The 18,966-nt window shown below is 60.5% G+C and carries 19 protein-coding genes and 1 pseudogene; 5 read left to right on the forward strand and 15 right to left on the reverse strand.

Annotated elements, in window-relative coordinates; genetic code table 11:
- Positions 1–500: 500 nt before the first annotated feature.
- The 6 genes from H582_RS0100005 to nikR all read right to left on the reverse strand — a co-directional run bounded on the left by H582_RS0100005 (position 501) and on the right by nikR (position 6,762).
- Complete coding sequence (locus tag H582_RS0100005; RefSeq protein ID WP_028596827.1) at positions 501–1,127, reverse strand: ABC transporter ATP-binding protein; 627 nt, start codon at positions 1,125–1,127, stop codon at positions 501–503.
- A 223-nt stretch (positions 1,128–1,350) separates the two neighbouring features.
- Positions 1,351–2,358, reverse strand: coding sequence for an oligopeptide/dipeptide ABC transporter ATP-binding protein (locus H582_RS0100010; RefSeq protein WP_084136411.1), 1,008 nt, complete (start codon positions 2,356–2,358; stop codon positions 1,351–1,353).
- Between the two features lie 53 nt (positions 2,359–2,411).
- Positions 2,412–3,293 (reverse strand): ABC transporter permease, encoded by an 882-nt coding sequence (locus H582_RS0100015; protein ID WP_373864136.1) that lies wholly within the window; start codon positions 3,291–3,293, stop codon positions 2,412–2,414.
- The gene (locus tag H582_RS0100020; RefSeq protein WP_084136412.1) at positions 3,290–4,369 is read right to left on the reverse strand and encodes an ABC transporter permease; all 1,080 of its coding nucleotides are present in this window, start codon (positions 4,367–4,369) and stop codon (positions 3,290–3,292) included. The genes H582_RS0100015 and H582_RS0100020 overlap by 4 nt, the downstream gene beginning before the upstream one ends.
- The gene (locus H582_RS0100025; RefSeq protein ID WP_084136414.1) at positions 4,357–6,072 is read right to left on the reverse strand and encodes an ABC transporter substrate-binding protein; all 1,716 of its coding nucleotides are present in this window, start codon (positions 6,070–6,072) and stop codon (positions 4,357–4,359) included. Before H582_RS0100025 ends, H582_RS0100020 begins: the two co-directional genes overlap by 13 nt.
- A 273-nt stretch (positions 6,073–6,345) precedes the next feature.
- On the reverse strand, positions 6,346–6,762 hold the full coding sequence (gene nikR / locus H582_RS0100030) for a nickel-responsive transcriptional regulator NikR (RefSeq protein WP_028596831.1): 417 nt from the start codon (positions 6,760–6,762) through the stop codon (positions 6,346–6,348).
- 428 nt (positions 6,763–7,190) lie between these two features.
- Between nikR and H582_RS0100035 the strand changes: the two genes are divergently transcribed.
- Complete coding sequence (locus tag H582_RS0100035; protein ID WP_028596832.1) at positions 7,191–7,517, forward strand: transposase; 327 nt, start codon at positions 7,191–7,193, stop codon at positions 7,515–7,517.
- 148 nt (positions 7,518–7,665) lie between these two features.
- Here the strand turns inward: H582_RS0100035 and H582_RS33295 are convergent, their stop codons facing one another.
- The gene (locus H582_RS33295) at positions 7,666–7,938 is read right to left on the reverse strand and encodes a hypothetical protein (RefSeq protein ID WP_127464578.1); all 273 of its coding nucleotides are present in this window, start codon (positions 7,936–7,938) and stop codon (positions 7,666–7,668) included.
- 57 nt (positions 7,939–7,995) lie between these two features.
- Here H582_RS33295 and H582_RS33300 point away from each other — a divergent pair, with 57 nt between their 5' ends.
- Both H582_RS33300 and H582_RS31530 read left to right on the forward strand, forming a co-directional pair.
- On the forward strand, positions 7,996–8,184 hold the full coding sequence (locus tag H582_RS33300) for an IS3 family transposase (RefSeq protein WP_373864137.1): 189 nt from the start codon (positions 7,996–7,998) through the stop codon (positions 8,182–8,184).
- Between the two features lie 122 nt (positions 8,185–8,306).
- Positions 8,307–8,519, forward strand: a complete 213-nt coding sequence (locus H582_RS31530; protein ID WP_127464579.1) for a hypothetical protein — start codon at positions 8,307–8,309, stop codon at positions 8,517–8,519.
- A 370-nt stretch (positions 8,520–8,889) separates the two neighbouring features.
- Here H582_RS31530 and H582_RS31535 read toward each other — a convergent pair whose 3' ends face one another.
- The 7 genes and pseudogenes from H582_RS31535 to selD form a co-directional block, all read right to left on the reverse strand.
- Positions 8,890–9,603, reverse strand: a complete 714-nt coding sequence (locus H582_RS31535) for a DUF5677 domain-containing protein (RefSeq protein ID WP_127464580.1) — start codon at positions 9,601–9,603, stop codon at positions 8,890–8,892.
- 1,145 nt (positions 9,604–10,748) lie between these two features.
- Positions 10,749–11,396, reverse strand: a complete 648-nt coding sequence (locus tag H582_RS29650) for a putative phage abortive infection protein (protein ID WP_028596834.1) — start codon at positions 11,394–11,396, stop codon at positions 10,749–10,751.
- Between the two features lie 299 nt (positions 11,397–11,695).
- A pseudogene (locus tag H582_RS25290) lies at positions 11,696–11,938 on the reverse strand (transposase); the annotation flags it as partial.
- Between the two features lie 57 nt (positions 11,939–11,995).
- Positions 11,996–12,832 carry a carbohydrate ABC transporter permease gene (locus tag H582_RS0100055; protein WP_028596835.1) on the reverse strand — a complete coding sequence of 279 codons (837 nt, stop codon included), beginning with the start codon at positions 12,830–12,832 and terminating at the stop codon, positions 11,996–11,998.
- Positions 12,829–13,788, reverse strand: coding sequence for a carbohydrate ABC transporter permease (locus H582_RS0100060; RefSeq protein WP_028596836.1), 960 nt, complete (start codon positions 13,786–13,788; stop codon positions 12,829–12,831). The genes H582_RS0100055 and H582_RS0100060 overlap by 4 nt, the downstream gene beginning before the upstream one ends.
- A gap of 258 nt (positions 13,789–14,046) precedes the next feature.
- Positions 14,047–15,084, reverse strand: coding sequence for a tRNA 2-selenouridine(34) synthase MnmH (gene mnmH / locus H582_RS0100065; RefSeq protein WP_028596837.1), 1,038 nt, complete (start codon positions 15,082–15,084; stop codon positions 14,047–14,049).
- A gap of 18 nt (positions 15,085–15,102) precedes the next feature.
- A complete protein-coding gene (gene selD / locus H582_RS0100070; protein WP_028596838.1) occupies positions 15,103–16,152 on the reverse strand; it encodes a selenide, water dikinase SelD in 1,050 nt (349 codons plus the stop codon).
- 189 nt (positions 16,153–16,341) lie between these two features.
- On the opposite strand from selD, the gene H582_RS0100075 reads away from it, so the two are divergent.
- Positions 16,342–17,403, forward strand: coding sequence for a permease (locus tag H582_RS0100075; RefSeq protein WP_028596839.1), 1,062 nt, complete (start codon positions 16,342–16,344; stop codon positions 17,401–17,403).
- 90 nt (positions 17,404–17,493) lie between these two features.
- On the opposite strand, the gene H582_RS0100080 is transcribed toward H582_RS0100075, so the two are convergent.
- A complete protein-coding gene (locus H582_RS0100080; RefSeq protein ID WP_028596840.1) occupies positions 17,494–18,297 on the reverse strand; it encodes a hypothetical protein in 804 nt (267 codons plus the stop codon).
- A gap of 172 nt (positions 18,298–18,469) precedes the next feature.
- On the opposite strand from H582_RS0100080, the gene H582_RS0100085 reads away from it, so the two are divergent.
- The gene (locus tag H582_RS0100085; protein ID WP_043110721.1) at positions 18,470–18,922 is read left to right on the forward strand and encodes a NucA/NucB deoxyribonuclease domain-containing protein; all 453 of its coding nucleotides are present in this window, start codon (positions 18,470–18,472) and stop codon (positions 18,920–18,922) included.
- Positions 18,923–18,966 lie beyond the last annotated feature (44 nt).

Below are 18,966 nucleotides of genomic sequence, written 5' to 3' on the forward strand. Positions count from 1 at the left end.
CGAGATTGGATTGGTTCTCGCTGATCCAAGGCACTTTGGGTGTCCTGAATTCGAGATTGGATTGGTTCTCGCTGGTTCAAGGCACTTTGGGTGCCTTGGATTCGAGATTGGTTTGGGTTTCGATGATTCAAGGCACTTTGAGTGCCCTGGTTTCGAGATTGGTTTGGGTTTCGCTGTTTCAAGGCACTTTAAGTGCCCTGGATTCGAGATTGGTTTGGGTTTCGCTGGTTCAAGGCACTTTGGGTGCCCTGGATTCGAGATTGGTCTGGGTTTCGCTGGTTCAAGGCACTTTGGATGCCCTGGATCCGAGAGTAAGCTCGTCCTCGCTGATTCAAGGCACTTTGGGTGCCCTGAATTCGAGATCGGGCTCGTCCTCGCTGGTTCAAGGCACTTTGAGTGCCTTGGATTCGAGATTGGGCTCGTCTCGCCCGCCTTTGCTGCCCGCGCGCGGCGTTCAAGTCGCCCTAAAGTCCGACTTCAAGGCATCCCGAAGCCCGACGTCAAGGCATCATTACTGTCGTCGCGTCCCCGCGCAGCTCCTCCCAGCGAAGACGGCGCGTGCAGATGCGCTCGAGCAGCGCCTCGTCGTGGCTGATCGCCAGCACGCCGAGCCCCCGCTCCTGCGCGACGCCGAGCGCCGCGCGCCAAATGCCGGCCTGCGTGAGCGCGTCGAGCATCGCCGTCATCTCGTCGGCGATCAGGACGCGCGTCGCCGGGCCGAGCGCCCGGGCGATGCAGACGCGCTGCAGCTCGCCGCCCGACAGCTCCAAAGGCCAGCGGTCCAGCCAGGAAGGCGCGATCTGCAGCGCCTCCAGCAGGCTCGGCTCCGGCGCTCCCGCTTCGGCGAGGATGCGGCGGATGCGCCAGCGCGGATTGACCGCGCGCTCGGGATGCTGCAGCACGAGCTGCGCCGGATGCGGTCCGCGCCGCGCGGCCGGCCGGCCGCCGTACCGGACCTCCCCTTCGTCCGGAGCCAGATGGCCCGCGAGCATCCGCGCCAGCGTCGATTTGCCGACGCCGCTGTCGCCGCTGATGCCGACCACTTCGCCCGCCTCCAGCGTCAGGCTCATGTCGCGGAGCAGCCAGCGTCCGCCTAGATGAATCCCCACTTTGTCCACTTCCAGCATATCTAGCCTCCTGCCCGGCTCATCCGCCTCGACACGACCGGCGCCTTTTCCGGACCGATCCATGACCATCACTCTGCCCTCATTCCGCCTCGACACGTCCCAACTCCCTTCCAAGCCAAACCGCTCCTCCGCTAACTCACGCGTCCATCCCACCGCCCTCAATCCGAGATCCCCTCCAAGCCAAACCGCTCCGCCGCCACATCGCGCGTCCATTCGACCGTCCTCAGTCCGGCTTGAAGCATCGCACCTGGCCGCCTCTCCACACCCGCATCGCCGGCTTGGCGGCGCGGCACTCCGGCGCGGCCTGCCCGCAGCGGGCGGCGAAGGCGCAGCTGGCCGCGGCTTCCTCGGGCGCCGGCTGCACGCCCGGCAGAGGCCGGAAGCCGTTCGCCGGCAGCGCCTGCCACAGCGCCCGCGTATACGGATGGCGCAGCCGCTCGCCGGCTCCGGCAAAATCGGACGCGGCGGCCAGCTCGACCGCCTCGCCGGCGTACAGCACCGCGACCCGGTCCGCGACGCGCAGCGCCGCCTCGATGTCATGCGTCAGCAGCAGCACGCCGCAGCCGCCGTCCGCCAGCTCGCGCAGCGCCTGCAGCGCTTCCGCCGCCTTGCCCGCCTCCATGCCGGGCGTCGGCTCGTCCGCAACGACGAGGCGCGCGCCGCCGAGCGCCGCGGCGGAGACGAGCACCTTGCGCGCCATGCCGCCGGACAGCTGATGCGGATACAGCCGCTCGGCCCGCTCCGGCAAGCCGAAGCGGGAGAAAACCGCGCGCAGCCGGCTCCGCGCCTGCGGCCCGCGCTGCCGGCCGAGCGCCTGCTCGCCCGCGCGCAGCAGCGGGTCCAGGTACGTGACGCCTTGCGGCACGAGCGCCAGCTCCTTGCCGCGCAGGCGCAGCAGCCTCTCGCCGTCAAGAGGCTCGCCGGCATACCGGATCGAGCCGGATGAGCGGGCATTGTCCGGCAGCAGCCCCATGACGGCATGGGCGAGCAGGCTTTTGCCCGAGCCGCTGGAGCCGACGAGCGCGACGAGCTCGCCCGCTCCTACGCTCAGGTCGACGCCGGCGAGCGCCTGCACGGTCCTTCTTTGCAGCCCGCGACCATACTGCAGGAACGATACGCGCAGCCCTTCGATCTCCAGAAGCGGTGCCGCCGCGCCGAGCGCGGCTTCCTCCGAGCTTGCTCCGCGCCGGGACGCCTCCTGCGCCGGAACACGCTTTGCCCCAATCGCCATCGTCTTCTCCTCCTCGTGCCTCCTCGTGCTTGCCTTTCGTCCGGATGCCGGCCTCACTGCTGCGACCGCCCCGGATCGAGCAGCGCCGACGCCGCATGGCCGAGCCGGTCGAAGGCGCCGACGAGCAGCAGCAGCGCCACGCCCGGGAATACCGCCAGCCACCACAATCCGGCATTGAGATACCGCATCGACTCGGACAAGATGACGCCGATCGCCGGCTGGTCGGGAGGCAGGCCGAGCCCGATGAAGGTGATCGCCGCTTCATGCAGGATCGCATGAGGGAATAGAAGCAGGCAGCCGGTCAGCAGCTGCGGCAGCAGATGGGGCAGCAGATGCCGCGTCATGATCCAGACGCGGGACTTTCCGAGCGACCGCGACACGGCGACATAATCGGCCGACCGCAGCTGCATCGCCTCCGCGCGGATGAGCCTGGCGAGCGAAGGCCAATGGGTCAGGGCGACGCCGATGAGGACGCCGCGCAAGCCGCCTCCGCAAACGAAAGCGATCAGGATCAGCGTCACCAGATGCGGCAGGCTGAGGAACAGATCCATCAGCCAGGAGACGATCCGGTCCGCCGTGCGGCCGAGCAGCGCGGCCGAGAGGCCGGCGGCGGCGGCGATCGCCGTTCCGGCCAACGATGCGAGCAGGCCGACCTGCAGGCTGAGCCACAGCCCTTGCACAGTGCGGACCAGCATGTCGCGTCCGAGCCAGTCCGTGCCGAGCGGATGACCCCAGGACGGCGGCAGGCTGCGCTCGGCCAGATTCGTGCGCAATCCCTCTCCGCCGCCGGAGAGCGACGCCCAGAGGCCGAGCCCCAGCAGAGCGGCGACGAGCAGCGCGGCTCCGACGAGCAGCCGGAGCCGTCCCGACGGCAGGCTTGCCGCCGGGACGGCCTTCCGCTGGGTCGCAGCCTTCATTTCAGGGCGCTCCATCATGATGTACGGCTCCTTTCGCGCAGCCTCGGATCGACCAGCCGATAGCTCAGATCGGCGAGCAGGTTGCCGGCAAAGACGAACAACGCGCTGCCGAGCACGAGCCCCATGAGCAGCGGCACGTCGCCGCGAAGTCCCGCTTGCACCGTCGCCTGGCCGAGCCCCGGATACGAAAACACCTGCTCCGCCAGCACGGCGCCGCCGAACAGCTCGCTGAAGCCGGCCAGCTGCAGCGAGAGCGCCGGCAGGGCGACCGCCCGCAGTCCATGCCTGCGCAGCAGCGCCCAGCCGCGCTCGCCGCGGGAGCGGGCGTACAGCGCATGGTCGCTCGCCAGCACCTCGAGCAGCTTCTGGCGCGTATGGAGCGCGACCGGCGCGATGCCGACGACGCTCAGCGTCAGCGCCGGCAGCGCCATGTGGCGCAGCCGGTCCAGCCAGCCGACCTCCTCCGCCGCCATTCCGGCCGGAGCGGCCAGGCCGATCGGGAACCAGCCGAGCGCGACGCCGAACACCGTGAGCAGCAGCAGCGCCAGCCAGAACGGCGGCGTCGAGGCGAGCAGATAGCAGCAGCGGCGGATGAGCCGATCCGGCCAGCGGCCATGCGCCATCGCGGCCGCGATGCCGGCGGAGAAGCCGAGCGCGCCGGACAGCAGCCACGCCGCGGCCATCAGCAGCGCCGAGCTCGCGAAGCGCTCCGCGATCACGTCCGCCACCGGCTCGCGGTAGATCATCGACGTGCCGAGGTCGCCGCTCAGCAGCGCCCCGACCCAGCGGAAAAACCGCTCGAGCGGAGGCTCGTCCAGCCCCCAGTAGGCGGCGATCTGCGCCTGCTGCTCCGGTCCGACGCGGAGGATGTCGGCGCCGATGTACGCCCGCACCGGATCGACCGGCGAATGGCTGACGAGCGTGAACGTGACGGCGCTCACCGCCGCGAGCAGCAGGATGAGCCGGAGCGCCTTTCCAAGGAGGTACAAGCCCCAGCCGCCCTTGATGCCTTCGCCTCCCGAAGCGGACTGCGCCGCCTCTGCTCCGGCCCCGCGCCTCCGCCCGTCTTGGATGTCCGCGCTCAGCTTTTCCATGTCCAGTCCGCGATGTTGTCGGTAATCGGCCAGCCGTGTCCATGCGGCTGGATGCGCTGCTTGCCGACGTCCAGCTTGTCGCTCACGAGATACAGATGGTCGAGGTTGACGAGCCAAGCCCATGGCGCGTCGCCTAGCGCGCTGAAGCCCGTCTCGCCGTCCCACTGCGCCTTCTTCCAGAACTCCAGCGCTTCGGTCTCGGACGGCGCGGCAAGAGCTTTGTCCATCCAGGCTTCGACGGTCTTGTTGGCGTAATAGCCGGCGTTGTAGTAGCCGACGCCGCCGGACGCGCCGCGGAACAAATGGTCCATCTCCAGCGGATCATGGCTCCCCCAGCCGAACAGCGTCGCATCCGCATGCATGCGCTTCTCGATCTCCTCCCAGCTCTTGCCGTCCGGGCGGATCTCGATGCCTGCCTCCCGCACCATGTCCGCCGCGGCCAGCGCGAGCGACTGGCGGGTCACGTCTCCGGCGGGATAGAGCAGCGTGAATTCCGCCCGTCGGCCGTCCTTGTCCAAAATGCCGTCGCCGTCGGGATCGCTCCAGCCGCCCTGCTCCAGCAGCTGCCGCGCAGCGGCGGGATCTCCGTCCGGCACCGTCGTATCCGGGTTCCACCAAGGCAGACCGTCGCTCGGAGAATAGGCGGGAGAGCCGTAGCCGTCCAGCACGCCGTCGACGAGCGCCTGCCGGTCGATCGCCGCGTTCACCGCTTTGCGGATCGCCGGGTCGGACGTCACGTCGTTGCCGATCGGATCGCCGCCTGACGTCTTGCCGCCGGCGGGCTTGTAGGGGAATTGGATGCCGCGATTGTCCACCGACTTCACGTCGACGAGCGTCATGCCCGCCACCGGCTGACGGCTGAACGACGACGGGATGTAGGCGACGTCCGCCTCCCCGGCCTTGGCGGCCGCGAACGCCGCGTCCTCGCCGAGAAACAGGAACGTCAAGCGCTTGAAGGACGGCTTGCGCCCGTAATAATTGGGATTGGCCTCTACGATCAGCTGCTGGCCCTTGTCCCACTGCACAAGCTGGAACGGCCCCGAGCCGATCGGCTGCTCGGCGTAGCTCGGGCCATACGCATGCTTCGGCACGATGCCGGTGGAGACGAGCAGGCTGACGAACGTCGACTGCGGCGAATGGAGGCGGAATACGACCACATCCACGGCCGGGGCTTCCACGGCCTCGAGATTCGTCAGATCGACGGCCGCCCCGCTCTTCGCCGTCTGCTCGAATGTGAACGCCACATCTTCGGCCGTCACCGGCACGCCGTCCGTGAAGACAGCGTCTCCCCGCAGCTTGACGGTCCACTCCAGTCCGTCGCCGCTGACCTCGTAGCCGGTCGCCAGATCGTTCACGATGTTCAAGTCGTCGTCGCGCTTCAGCAAGGTGCTCTGGAAAAGCGGCGAGCCGTATCGGCCCCAGCCGGTGACCGGGTCGAACCCCGTCTCCGGCTCCGAGCCGACAGCCAGGATAAGGCTGTCCTTCGCCTGGGCTGCGGCTTGCCCGGCGTTGCCGCCCGTCTCCGCGCCGGCCCCTGCCGGCTTGGCCGAAGGCGCCGGCGTTCCTTCCGCTCCAGCGCAGCCTGCTAGCGCGACGGCGATGAGCGCGGCTGCGACAGCCGGCCTCAGCTTTCGGCGCTTTTCCCGGCGGATGCCGGCTCCGCTCCCGTTCCTGACGTCCTGCCTTCCCCGATCATGCCTCATGTTCTCTCCCCCATTTTCCGCTGCACGGCTCCTGTGTGTTACGATTCCTCCCGATTGTAGCACACGATGCCGGATCTGCCTATGAAAAACTGCCTCTTTACGTCATATTATCTGACATATAGACGGATAGGGAAAACGAAAAAGACTGCCCGCAGGTCCGCCGACGCGACCTGGAGCAGCCGTGAGTTGTCCTGGCGCCAACGCGGAACGCTCGCCGCGCGGGACCGAACGAGAACGAAGCGCAGCCAGCCGAATCTCCCCGCGCTCGATCTCCTATTCCAAAAACGTGACCGACATTTCCGCGACCTGCACGCCTTTCTGCGCCTGGATCGCCCCATGGAGCCTGCGCAGCCTCTCCACGCGCCCGCGGATGAGGATGATCTCCATGCACTGATGATGCGTCAGATGGACATGCATCGTGCTGATGATCTCTTCGTGGTAGTCATGCTGCAGCTCGGTCAGCAGCAGCGGCAGCTCCCGCACATGATGGTCGTACACGAGCGAGATCGTGCCCGCGACCGCCGTCTCCGGCGCGATCCCCTCGTCCTCCAGCATGGCCTTGCGGGCCATGTCCCGGATCGCCTCCGAGCGGTTCGTATAGCCCTTCGCCTCGATATAGCCGTCGAACCGCTCGATCAGCGGCGCCGGAAATGCGACGCCGAACCGGACGAGCTCTTCTTTTTCCGCCATGCTCTCCCTCCTCTTGCCTTCGATTTTAGCATAGCGGGAGATTTTTAAGCGAACGCATGTATAAGCGGCGCGCCGGGCGGACATCCTTGTACTACCGGCGTCGAGAGATGCCGTAGACACCGCGGAGAAGGCTTACGTTTCCCCATAAGCTCTTCGTCCGGTTTCTCCTCTCCCATGAAAGAGGCCCCCGCAAGGGGGCCTCGCTTTTTTTGTTGTAAAACCTTATATATCAAGGACTTTTTCGTTTTATCGCAGCTGTTCATCATGACGATTTTGAGAGCTGGGCACCAATTGGGCACCAAATTATCCAAGCCAATTTAAAAAGCCCTGCTTTGGAATCAGAATCTTCTTCCTTTTTAGCCCCTATCCGAACTTGGACAGCACACCCCTTATTCCGATACACTAAAATCAATCGGAGGGGAAGACGGATGGAGAGAAAACGGTACGATCTGAATTTCAAAAAAATGGTGGTAGCCAAAGGCCTGGAGACGGGGAACATGACGGCGGTCGCCAGGCAGCATGAGCTTGATCCCAAAATGGTGCTGCGCTGGGCGAAAGAGCTGAAGCGAAGCGACCTGGGACAGTTGGACGGAGAGGCGTTGAAACAAGCGGCGTTCATTCCTTCTTCGTCAGACTACGCGGCCTTGGAAAAAGAACACGAGAAGCTCAAAAAGCTGTATGCGGAGCAGGCGCTGGAGAGGGAAATCCTCCGTGACCTGTTAAAAAAAACGAACCCTCACTTGCGGATAAAATAGCTCTTGCGCAGACCTACATTCTGCGCGGCCATTCCATCTGTCTCGTGCTCCGCATCCTGGACGTGGAGCGATCCACGTATTATGCCCATGTGAGTCGATCGGCGCCGAAGCAGGAGCGAATCTACACGGGCGGGCGCCCTGCGCCGGGCTACTCCTGCACGCAAGAGGGAAAGCGCATCAGCGATGAACAAATCAGCGAATGGATCATGGAGGCGTTGGCGGACGTTTCGACCGGGCCGTGGTCGCCTGTTATCACGGCTTGTCCTGCGAAGCCAAGGATCTGGTTCGAATCACGCAGGAAGCGCTCATGAGGCGCCAACTCTTTGACAAAGCGAATCGGCCCGTCATTCGATCGGACAATGGCCCCTAGTTCATCAGCCACCGGTTTGAAGAGGCCTGTGGACAGGTTGAAATGGTGCACGAACGCATCCCGCCGAAGACGCCGAATAAGAACGCTCACATCGAATCCTTCCATGCCATTCTGGAAGCAGAGTGTTACCAACGACATGAATTTGAGAGTTATCAACATGCGTACGAGGTCGTCAGCGGCTTTATCGACAACTACAATCGTCATCGCATGCACGGCAGCTTGTACGATCTGTCGCCGTACGAGTATCGGAAAGCGATTGGAGAAGGTGTTGTGGAGCCGAAGGTGATCAAAGTTTAGCCAAGCGTAAACCGACGAAAACAGGCGTAAAATCGTGTTATTCTACGTGCTCAATCGAATAAGAGGTGCGTGGTCCTGATTTAAGGGTTTGAACCGGCTCGATCAGCGTTAGGAGCAGACCCATGAAACCCAAAAAAACCTTACAGACTAATTTTATTCCCGGTCCTGGCGATGAAGCAGCGATCAGCACCTGCTACGCTTATCCTCGTAAGAAAGCTCGAATAGAATTAGAAAGAAACAATCTGACCCACACAAGAAATGACAACTTCTTATATGCTCATAAATTCTTATATCAACCTTCCGTTAAAGGCATAAAAAGAAGCAATGTTAAGTGAGCACTTGACCTTCAACTTTAGTCGGGGTATATTTGCTTACAAGAATTTGGTTGTTACAGGCGTTGGTTCGAATCCAACACTTGCCGAAGGAATGATTCAGACAATGCAGAACCCATTTTCCAACATGCTCGCATCCGGTGCTGTTGGTTGGGCTCTTTCATATCTGCTTCCTCTTATTTCTCCTGAGGGGATGATGCTTATGAGCATATTCATTATTTCGCTGTCCCTGGCAGCACGTGGCAAGAATGGAGCCTTATACAATATGTGGTGCAGGGACCGCGGGGCATTATCCACAAACGGATGATGCCTTTTCAATTTTCACTCTTCTTTCAGTACCTGCGACGTTGCTGCATCAAATAAAAAAACACCCTCATTGGGGTGCTTTCAACCTCATCTGTCTTATTACGTGCCAATCCTCACTCGCTGGAGCAAGAATATTGACTCTATAATCATCCAATTCGAAAATATTCTCGATACAGCCTATTGCTAAAATGATGCTTTGGATCAAATGGAATCTTATTGAGTAATCGGCTTCCTCATCATATACGTACTTATTGAATGTGAATGTGTCATCTTGTTGTTCTCCGTGCAAGTTTCTTGTGTTAGGACTAAAGTGGACAAATCCGCTCATTAAGGTGTACAACTCAACATAAAAATCATAACGTCCCACCTCTTTAGCAAGCAGGTAGACTTTTTTTAATTTATTGGGAACATTAGGTTCTTTCTTTCCAGCATAATGATTTTTGATAACATCTAAATAATCTTGATGAATGTCCGTTTCCAAAGACCAATAGTGGTAATACTTCCCTAAATTAAACAACTCAAGTTTGGCTAAATTCTCATATTGAGAAGCAATCAATCTCATTCTACTCTTATTTTTGTTTATGTAAGCAATGTGGAAATATGATTCAACAATAATTCGTAAAAGAGGAATGGTTTCGATGTAGCTATTTTTAATATCACTCTTCAAAATAACATCAATTGATTTGAAGGTTCTTTTAATTTTAGAGTATAGATGATAAACATACTTCGATATTACAAGGTCGGAATTTTTGAATTTTGAATCAGCCTCTAACTTAGACATAAGAAAATGAACTTGCTCGTTGAATTTTATTGTTCGATCGATTTTCCTCAAAACTTCCACCCCCATCTCATCAGTATGCAAGATCTTCCAAATATCTGCAATAGTCTGTTGTATTGGGAATCATCAAAAAGCTTGAATCGACATTCTGCCTTATCAATATTTAGTAATTTGGATTATTTGAAGTTTGTGTGCTAAAATGAAGCTCTTGGTGAAAGGCCCTCCTATAATGAGAGGAGTCAATCCATGAATATCAACATTTATCTTAGTACAGCAGATTTAGCTATTTGTTTTATTGGAATTCTAGCAATCCTTATCTTGAAACGGTGGACTAAAAAAACTATTACTAAGGATGTTATCAAGGCAAGCAAACAAAACTAGCCAGGCTAATTGGGTCTAACACCGAGCGGACCTTCCTTAAAGGGAGAACTCCGCTCGTCATAAAAATAAAAAATGCAAATCAATGAAAAAAGAGCTCAAGTTTTTTCTTTTCAAACCAAGCCCCCCCCTTTACACAAAGGCATACTGTGACTTGCTACAGACAATGTGTTCATGCTAGATACCGTAAGAGACTTTGCTGCAATGGGGCTTTCACAGTTACACTTCCGCCCCATACGAAAAAACCACTTCCGCTTTGGAGGTGGTTTTTTCGTATGTCTTCATACGGACGTTAGATGAAGTGATAAATAAAAACCGCCCCATTCTGGACTACCAGAAGCGGAAGTGATTTTTTGAATTTGCGACTAGCCGGGTTCGGGGGTCCATCGCACCCGCCGGGGGTCAGGGTCGCCAGGAGGAACCGCCTTGCCTGATTTTCGCCACGATTCGACATGAATCTCGTATAATTCGACAGGTAAACGACATGAATGTATGCTAGTTGCCATACGAGTCGGCTGTTCTTCTGTCAGCAACCTAATCCCGAGATCGGCTTCGATTGCATCGTATGTCGCTTTGATTCTATCGTCAATCTCCCACTGCAATGCCTTGTCATCCCGTGCTATCTCATTGAACTTTCCCAGGTAGTCCACTCTGACGAGGATAATGTCTACGATCTCATCAATGCTCTTCTCTTTCTCCTTGCGGATGTTGTTCGGTGGCTGTAAGATCTAAGGGCAAACAAAAAGGCCACTCTATTGAGTGACCAAAAATTAATTACTGATTACCAAATTTTTGAATTTACTATCAAATGCCCAAAATTCTTTGAGTTCATCAACAAACAAACTTTCATCAATCCCTTCTAAAAAATTGTATTCGTGTAGAATGTACTTCAAACCTACATCATAAGAGTGACAGTAGTAGAAAAGAAAGATTTTCTCGTGATCACCAAATTGTGTCTTGTAAAAATCAAGATACTGTCGCTTTGATGTATAAGTTAATGAGGATTGAGACTTTACAAAATCAACTATTGTAACAGTAGTTTTTATGAAGTTATCAAATGCCAAATTGGATTCCTCATATACCTGCTTAAATGTAACGATGCTATTGTCGGTAAGTCTGGTTCTCATTTTGGTATGAAACTTTTTAAATACCTGATGTCCTTTAATGTTATCTGGGTATTCTAAGCTTTCTAGAACTTGTGAATGCAACGACAATAAATTGAAGAACGTATTGTCAAATTGCTGTTTAGCCATCAATTCCTTTTGCCCAGCAAGTTCGTCCGTTGATTTACTAATCTCTTCTCTTTGTAGGACCAACTCATCCCTCTGAAGGGCGAGCTCTTTGCGCTGCATTTGTATGGTGTAAATGATTCCTGCAAAAGCCAAGCCAGAAAACAAGGCATTCACGGCTCCGAACATATCACCAAATACTCCTCGCCCTTGCGACCACTCATCCTTTGTAAAGATCAAGAATGTGCTCGCCCATAGTACAATAACGAGCAATACGCTCCAGTAGAAGCTCTTTAGTCTCTCCACTTCTTTTCCCCCATTAATCCATAATGAGGGAATTATAGACTGGTATGTGCTTCCTGTACAGCATAAAAACCAGCTAATGTTTGTCAAGCTTGGGCCGCTTGGTCTTATGAAGAAAAGTTGATATAATTTCTGTACACACCAAATAACCTCCATTGGCGTGGAGGGTGTTGGTTAAATATGGGTTACGTTTGATAGGGCTGGCTCTTCTTTAAGATGGCGTTAATGTGATGCAGTAGCTTGTTGGCGCAAGCAATCACCGTCACCTTATAGGGCTTGCCCTCTTCTCTTTTCCTATCGTAATACATCCTTAATTTCACGTTCACACCGCCTCGAATGCCGCATAACACCGCCAAGTACAACGCTCTTCGTAATCGTTTTGAGCCGCGTTTAGTGATCCGATTACGGGAAAGGCGGCTGTCGCCCGCTCTCCCCAGGGCTCCCATTTTATCCGTGTCCGCGGAGCTGCGCCAGAGCGCAGGCGCCTATCCTTTTAGGCCGGAGGTGGCGATGCCCTCGACGAAATGCTTCTGCGCCAGGAAGAAAATGAGCACCGGCGGAAGCACGGACAAGAGCGACATCGCCAGCAGCTGGCCCCAGGCGACGGCGGACTGCGTGTCGATGAACATGCGCAGGGCGAGCGGAACGGTGTACTTGTCCACGGTATTGAGGTAGATCAGCGGGCCGAAGTAGTCGTCCCATCCCCAGATGAACGAGAAGATCATGACCGTGATCAGCGCCGGCACGGTCAGCGGCATGACGATCCGCGCGTAGATGCCGAACCAGGAGCAGCCGTCGATCTTCGCCGACTCGTCGAGCTCTCGCGGGATGCCCCGGATGAACTGCACGAGGAGGAAGATGAAGAACGCTCCGCCCATCGCGGACGGCACGATCAGCGGCAAATACGTGTTGATCCAATCAAAGGCGTGGAACATCGTATACTGCGGAATCAGCGTCACTTGGCCCGGCAGCATCAAGGTGAGCAGCAGGATCGAGAACCACATGCCCTTGAGCGGAAAGGTCAGCCTCGCGAAGCCGAAGGCGACGAGGCTGGCCGAGACGACATGCAGCAGCGTCGTCGTGGCGTTCAGCAGGAGGCTGTTCTCGAAAAACCGCGTGAAGGTGTATTGCGGCAGGGCGACCCAGCCGTCGGAGTAGTTTCGCCAGAGCCACTGCTCGGGAAACAAGCCGGGATTGCCGAGCTCCGCCGCCGATTTGAACGACGCGCCGATCCACCACAGCAGAGGATAGGACATGACCAGGCAAGCGGCGATCATGACCAGATGGACGAGCAGGTTGCTTTTGCGAGGCTTGCCGTTCATTTTCGTCCCTCCGTTTCATAGAACACCCAATACTTCGACGCGACGAAGTTGAGCGCCGTCACGACACCGATGATGACGAGCAGAATCCAGGCCAGCGCCGAGGCGTATCCCATCTGCAGCGAGCCGAACGCCTTGTTGTACAGGAACAGCGCGAACATCTCCGTGGAGTTGACCGGGCCGCCGTTCGTGACGATGTAGGCGGACGTGAACATCTGGAAGGCGTTGATGATGCCCATGACGAGGTTGAACAGGATGACCGGCGACAGCATCGGCAGCGTGATCCGCGCGAACTTGCGCAGCCTCGACGCGCCGTCGACCGAGGCGGCCTCGTACAGCTCGGACGGAATCTGCTTGAGTCCGGCGAGGAAGATGATCATCGCGGAGCCGAACTGCCAGGCGGTCAGAAGCACCAGCGTGCCGAGCGCGGTGGACGGCGTGCCGATCCAGTTCTTGGGATCGATGCCGACCAGGACGGCCAGCTGGTTGACGAAGCCGTTGAGGCCGAAAATATTGCGCCACAGCACGGCCACGGCCAGGCTGCCTCCGATCAGGGAAGGCAGATAGACGAGGGTGCGGTAGAACGAGATGCCCCGGATCTGCCGGTTCAGCAGCATGGCGATCAGCAGGGCGGCGATCAGCTTGAGCGGCACCGAGGCGGCGACATAAACGAAGGTGACACGAAGCGAATTGAAGAACAAGCGGTCCTGCGAGATGTCCCGGTAGTTGTCGAGGCCGATCCAGCGGGCCGGCTCCAGCAGCGAGAACTCGGTCATCGACAGATAGAAGGACTGGATGATCGGCCATAGCTGCAGGATGAGAAAGCCGAGCAGCCAAGGAGCGATGAACAGATAGCCGACGACTGGCGCGTTCCAGCGCTGCCCGGCCTTTTTGGTAATCGCTTTCACATCGGGTCGCGCGCGGGCTGGATCGGCAGGTTGAAGGGAAGGCAAGTCCATGAATTCACCTCTCGCTAGTGGATGAGGCTAGTATAGAGGATGAGGACTCGGGGCTGTAGGCGGCGATCGTACGAATTCTTTCACGATTGACCGATCGGGGGCGGACGAGCCCGTCCTCGGCGATGCCCGGACGCGAGATCGGCGCTCCGGCCCGGCATGGAACGCAAAAACGGGACGAAACGGTGTGGATCTCCGCTTCGTCCCGTTCGCCGGGAGCATGATCGTTCATCGGCCGCAGCCGTCCGGCAGACCCGTCGGTCATGCCTGCACGTCCGGCAAAGCCGCCCTTACGCCGTCCAAAGCCTCCTGCTCCGTGCGCGCCCGCACGAGCCGCTCCCGCTCCTGGTCGTAGCGGTCCGCTCCATGCTCGTAGCGCGGATCGTAATAATGCTCCAGCAGCAGCTCGGCCGCGACGTCGAAGCGGTCCTGCTCGATGCTCTGCTGGATCTCCTTCGCCACGGGAGTGTGCATGCGCGGCTTGATGATCTTGAACGCATGCAGGCAGGCTTCCTTGTGCTCCGCGGGCCGATAGTCCTGCACGATATGCCGCACGCGCGCCGGCATCGGCAGCTCGAGCCGGATCGGCACGCCGCTCTCCTTGGCGTCCATGAGGAACTGCGGCATCGTGCATTTGCCGATGCGCCGGCTCTCCGCCTCCATGATGACATAAGGAGCCCGCTCGAAGCGCAGCAGCGTCTCCAGCAGCTCGGCGTCGAACGTCTTCTGGTTGCTCCCCCGCAGGCCGACGTCGCCGAAGATCGAGCCCCGATGGCACGCGAAGCCCTCGAGATCGAGCACCGGATAGCCTTCCTCGGCAAGCTGGCGGAGGATGGCCGTCTTGCCGGTGCCGGTATTGCCGTGCAGCACGTAGGCCGGCTTGTCCAGCCGGTACGTCTCCAGCGTCTCCACGACCCAGCGGCGGTACTCGCGGTAGCCGCCGGCCACCCGGTAGCAGTGGATGTCCATGAGGCCGAGCAGCGTCGCCGTCGTGCGGCTGCGGCCGCCGCCGCGCCAGCAGAACAGCGCGATCTTGCCCGGCAGCGCCGCGAATTCGGCGATGAACGCCGGCAGCTTGGCGCTCATGAGCTCGAGCCCGCGCCGCTTGGCCTCGGCCATGCCGCGCTGCTTGTAGAGCGTGCCGATCTCCGCCCGTTCGGCGTCGTCGAAGAACGGGATGTTGACGCTGCCGGGAATCGTCGCGTCCGCGAATTCCGAGGGCGAGCGGACGTCGACGATCGTCAGCTCCTTGCGGTCCCTCATGTCCCGCAGCTCGGGTACGGTCAAGTCTTGAAACATCGCCATTCCTTCTCTCTCTTATACGGTCCGGATGCGTCCGGCCTGCTCGGCCGACGCCTCGCCGATGATGGCGGCGTCGACGCCGCCCTCGCGCAGCTCACCGAGCAGCGCCTGCGCCTGCTCCGCAGCGACGGCGATCAGCAGGCCGCCCGACGTGACCGCGTCGCACAGGATGAAGCGGTCGATCTCGTCATGCTGGTCGGCAAAATCGACCGAAGGGCTCACATGCGCATGGTTGTTGCGCGTGCCGCCGGGGATGAAGCCGGCTTCGGCCAGCTCGCGGGCGCGCGGCAGCACCGGCACGGCGTTCTTGACGATCGTCAGGCCGACGCCGCTTCCCTTGGCCATCTCCATCGCGTGGCCGAGCAGGCCGAAGCCGGTCACGTCCGTGCACGCATGCACGTCGTAGCCGTCCATGATCTCGGCGGCGCGGCGGTTCAGCGTCGACATGACGCGCGTCACTTGCGCGACCTCGTCCGGCGAGAGCTGGTCCTTCTTGATCGAGGTCGTGTAGATGCCGACGCCGATCGGCTTCGTCAGCAGCAGCGCGTCGCCCGGCTTCGCCCCGGCGTTGGTCCGCACCCGGTCCGGATGCACGAGGCCGGTGACGGCCATGCCGAACTTCGGCTCCTTGTCGTCGATCGAGTGGCCGCCGAGCAGCGTCGCGCCGGACTCGGCCAGCTTGTCGCCCGCTCCGCGCAGGATGTCGGCCAAAATGGCCTTGTCCAGCGTCTGGATCGGGAACGCGACGATGTTGAGCGCCGTCAGCGGCTTGCCGCCCATCGCATAGATGTCGCTGATCGCATTGGCCGCGGCGATCTGCCCGAACGCATACGGGTCGTCGACGATCGGCGTGAAGAAATCGACCGTCTGCACGAGCGCCATGTCGGCGCTCAGCCGGTAGACGCCGGCGTCGTCGCTCGTATCGAGCCCGACGAGCAGGTCGGGATTGGGCACCGACGGAGGGAGCTGGCGCAGCACCTGCGACAGGTCGGCCGGTCCGATCTTGCAGCCGCAGCCGCCCTTGCTGGACAAGGACGTCAGTTTGACGCTTGGAGTTTTCGACATCGGTTTCCCTCTTTTCCGTAAGCTATCGTTCAACCCATCCATTATACGACAAGCTCGGTCCGGCTCCAACTCCGGCCGGCCGCCGCCTGGCGCTTCGCTTCCGCTTCCGCTTTTGGAGCGCTGTGCTATAATAGTCGAGCATCTGACACCATTCTAGGAGGTTATTCCGTCTTGAGCCCTTCTTCCCCCATGCCCTCCGGGCAGCAGAACGACGGCCGCAAAGCGCTGTGGCTCGCCGTCCTGTTCATCCTCATCGCCGCCGCCGGCCTGACCTACATCAAGTGGTGGCCCTACTACGGCAAGGCGATCAAGGCGATCACCGAGCATACGATTGGCAGCTCGATCCTGACCGGCGGCCAGGAAGCGATTCCGAATCCTTCCTGGCAGTCCGCATGGGACTATGCCGTCGTCTACTATAAAGCCGTATGGAAAGCCGCCGTATTCGGCATCCTGCTCGGCTCGCTCGTGCAGGTGCTGCTGCCCGCGAACTGGCTTATGCGCGTGCTCGGCCAGCGCACGTTCCGCAGCACCGTATGGGGCGGCGTCGCCTCGCTGCCCGGCATGATGTGCTCCTGCTGCGCCGCGCCGATCGCCGCCGGCCTGCGCAAGAAAAACGTCTCCGTCGGAGCCGCGCTCGCGTTCTGGCTCGGCAATCCGCTGCTCAATCCGGCGACGCTGATCTTCATGTTCTTCGTGCTCGGCTGGGACTTCACGCTGCTGCGCCTCGCCTTCGGCCTGGCGATCACGTTCGGCGTCAGCTACTTGGCGAACCGCTTCGCGGGAGACGCGTCCGTCTCCGAGGACAAGCTGCCGGCCGAGGCGCTCGCTCCAGCCCAGGCGGACGACCGGCCGTTCCTCGTCCGCTGGGGACGCAGCCTCGGCACGATGCTGCTGAACGTCATCCCGGCGTACATCCTCGCCGTGCTGCTGCTCGGCGCCGCGCGCGCCTGGCTGTTCCCGACGCTCGGCGAAGGAGCCGGCACGACGGTGCTGGCGCTGATCCTGTTCGCGATCGCGGGCACGCTGTTCGTCATTCCGACGGCGGCGGAAATTCCGATCGTACAGTCGTTCCTGTCGCTCGGCTACGGCGGCGCGGCCGCCGGCGCCCTGCTCGTCACGCTGCCGACGGTCAGCCTGCCCTCGCTGCTCATGCTGCGCCGCGCCTTCCCGGCGCGCGTGCTCTGGCTCGTGTTCGGCTCCGTCGTCGCGTCCGGCCTCTTGAGCGGGCTGATCGGCGCGTTCCTGTTCTAATCGGCTGCATGTAAAAAAAGACGGAAGCCCGGCTGCGGCCGGAAGCTTCCGTCTTTTTTATTTCGAGTAGGGATCAGGCCATCCCGACGCTCAGCCGCCGTCCGGCTCCAGGCAGGCGGCCGCTTCGCTGCGCTTTTCCCGAGCGAGGCGGCCGAGCAGCCGTACGACGACGATGAACAGCGCGAGGGCGAACAGCACTGATGCAAAAGGATGCTCCGGCAACGCCATATAGCCGAACATCGGCCCCATCAGGCCGCCCATCGCGCCGCCGAGCAGACCTTCCAGCGCCGGCGCGGCTCCGTGGCGGCTGCCCGCCGCATAGCCGGCCCAGGCTGCGGCGGCTCCCGCGCCGATCGCAGGAAGCGTGAACTGGCCGAGCAGCACCGACAGGATCGTGCCGCCGGCCAGTCCGGCCGCCATCGAAAAGCCCATGCAGCACATCATGAGCGGCATCTCGGCCGGCCGCTCCATGTATCGCAGCCGCAGCATCTGGCGGATCGTCAAGGCGCCGATCAGCAGCAGCGCCAAGATTTCGAACACGGCCGCAGCGAGCGGCCAGCCCTGCAGCGGCGCCTGCAGCCCGCCGCCCGCCGTTCCACCGCCGTGACTCATGCCATGGCTGGCGGGAGCCGAATCCGGAGCCGGCGCTTGCTGCACGGCTACAACCTGGGTCGTCTGCCGGATCGGATCGGCGCCGGCCGCTTTCGCCGTCCCCGCCATCCCGGCCGATCCGCAGCCGAGGGCGAGCCAAAGCAGCAAGCCCGCCGCGGCGGCGATCAGCCCTTTTGCGGCAGCGCGGACAGCCATGCCGCGCCGATGCTCCGGCAGCCGTCCGTCTGCGGCTTGTCCCGCGTCGGCGGCTGTCCGTCTCGGGGCGGCAATCCTTTTTCGCATCCCATTCCCTCCTCTGGCCCGGTGAGCGAAGTCCATCTCTCATCTGTATGAACCTTGAGGCGGGGCTAGAAGCGGTCGGCGTCCTTTCCAGTTCCTGGTCTTCCCAAACGTACGTTCCCTGTTATACTGGAGACAAGCTCCGTACAGGAGAGAACCGACCAGGAGGACGACCATGACCCGCACCGACAGACGACCGCTTCGCCTGCTCTTCTCCCTGCTCGCCGCGCTGCTGCTGGCGGCGCTGCTCGGCGGCTGCTCGTTCGAGCTCAAGCTGCCGCAGCCATCCGCCGCGCCCTCCGGCCATGACGCGACGATTTATTTCCCGTCCGAGCGGTATCCCGATACGGCCGAGCATATCCGAGCCGCGATCGCCGCCGGCGCCTCGGCCATCTGCACGATCGACCGGGACGGAGCGGACGCCAACCGCCGCGAGTCGCTCCAGGGCATCCCGACGCGCAAGAAATACGACCGGGACGAGTGGCCGATGGCGATGTGCCGCGAAGGCGGAGCCGGCGCGGATGTCGCCTACGTCAAGTCCTCCGACAACCGCGGCGCCGGCTCCTGGATCGGCAACCAGCTGCGGGGCTACGAGGACGGGACGCGCATCCGCTTCGTCGTGCCTTGACCCATGGCGCCGCGGCCCGGATCGAGCCGCATCCGGCGCCGGCC

Origin of the sequence: Paenibacillus pasadenensis DSM 19293, assembly GCF_000422485.1 — a bacterium.
GTDB classification, from domain to species: Bacteria; Bacillota; Bacilli; order Paenibacillales; family Paenibacillaceae; genus Paenibacillus_O; species Paenibacillus_O pasadenensis.

Excerpts from the sequence above, each read along its gene's own strand:
- H582_RS0100005 (WP_028596827.1), bottom strand. The coding sequence starts at position 1,127 with ATGCTGGAAGTGGACAAAGTGGGGATTCATCTAGGCGGACGCTGGCTG.
- H582_RS0100010 (WP_084136411.1), bottom strand. The coding sequence starts at position 2,358 with ATGGCGATTGGGGCAAAGCGTGTTCCGGCGCAGGAGGCGTCCCGGCGC.
- H582_RS0100015 (WP_373864136.1), bottom strand. The coding sequence starts at position 3,293 with ATGATGGAGCGCCCTGAAATGAAGGCTGCGACCCAGCGGAAGGCCGTC.
- H582_RS0100020 (WP_084136412.1), bottom strand. The coding sequence starts at position 4,369 with ATGGAAAAGCTGAGCGCGGACATCCAAGACGGGCGGAGGCGCGGGGCC.
- H582_RS0100025 (WP_084136414.1), bottom strand. The coding sequence starts at position 6,072 with ATGAGGCATGATCGGGGAAGGCAGGACGTCAGGAACGGGAGCGGAGCC.
- nikR (WP_028596831.1), bottom strand. The coding sequence starts at position 6,762 with ATGGCGGAAAAAGAAGAGCTCGTCCGGTTCGGCGTCGCATTTCCGGCG.
- H582_RS0100035 (WP_028596832.1), top strand. The coding sequence starts at position 7,191 with ATGGAGAGAAAACGGTACGATCTGAATTTCAAAAAAATGGTGGTAGCC.
- H582_RS31530 (WP_127464579.1), top strand. The coding sequence starts at position 8,307 with ATGAAACCCAAAAAAACCTTACAGACTAATTTTATTCCCGGTCCTGGC.
- H582_RS31535 (WP_127464580.1), bottom strand. The coding sequence starts at position 9,603 with ATGTCTAAGTTAGAGGCTGATTCAAAATTCAAAAATTCCGACCTTGTA.
- H582_RS29650 (WP_028596834.1), bottom strand. The coding sequence starts at position 11,396 with ATGTTCGGAGCCGTGAATGCCTTGTTTTCTGGCTTGGCTTTTGCAGGA.
- H582_RS0100055 (WP_028596835.1), bottom strand. The coding sequence starts at position 12,832 with ATGAACGGCAAGCCTCGCAAAAGCAACCTGCTCGTCCATCTGGTCATG.
- H582_RS0100060 (WP_028596836.1), bottom strand. The coding sequence starts at position 13,788 with ATGGACTTGCCTTCCCTTCAACCTGCCGATCCAGCCCGCGCGCGACCC.
- mnmH (WP_028596837.1), bottom strand. The coding sequence starts at position 15,084 with ATGTTTCAAGACTTGACCGTACCCGAGCTGCGGGACATGAGGGACCGC.
- selD (WP_028596838.1), bottom strand. The coding sequence starts at position 16,152 with ATGTCGAAAACTCCAAGCGTCAAACTGACGTCCTTGTCCAGCAAGGGC.
- H582_RS0100075 (WP_028596839.1), top strand. The coding sequence starts at position 16,342 with ATGCCCTCCGGGCAGCAGAACGACGGCCGCAAAGCGCTGTGGCTCGCC.
- H582_RS0100080 (WP_028596840.1), bottom strand. The coding sequence starts at position 18,297 with ATGCGAAAAAGGATTGCCGCCCCGAGACGGACAGCCGCCGACGCGGGA.
- H582_RS0100085 (WP_043110721.1), top strand. The coding sequence starts at position 18,470 with ATGACCCGCACCGACAGACGACCGCTTCGCCTGCTCTTCTCCCTGCTC.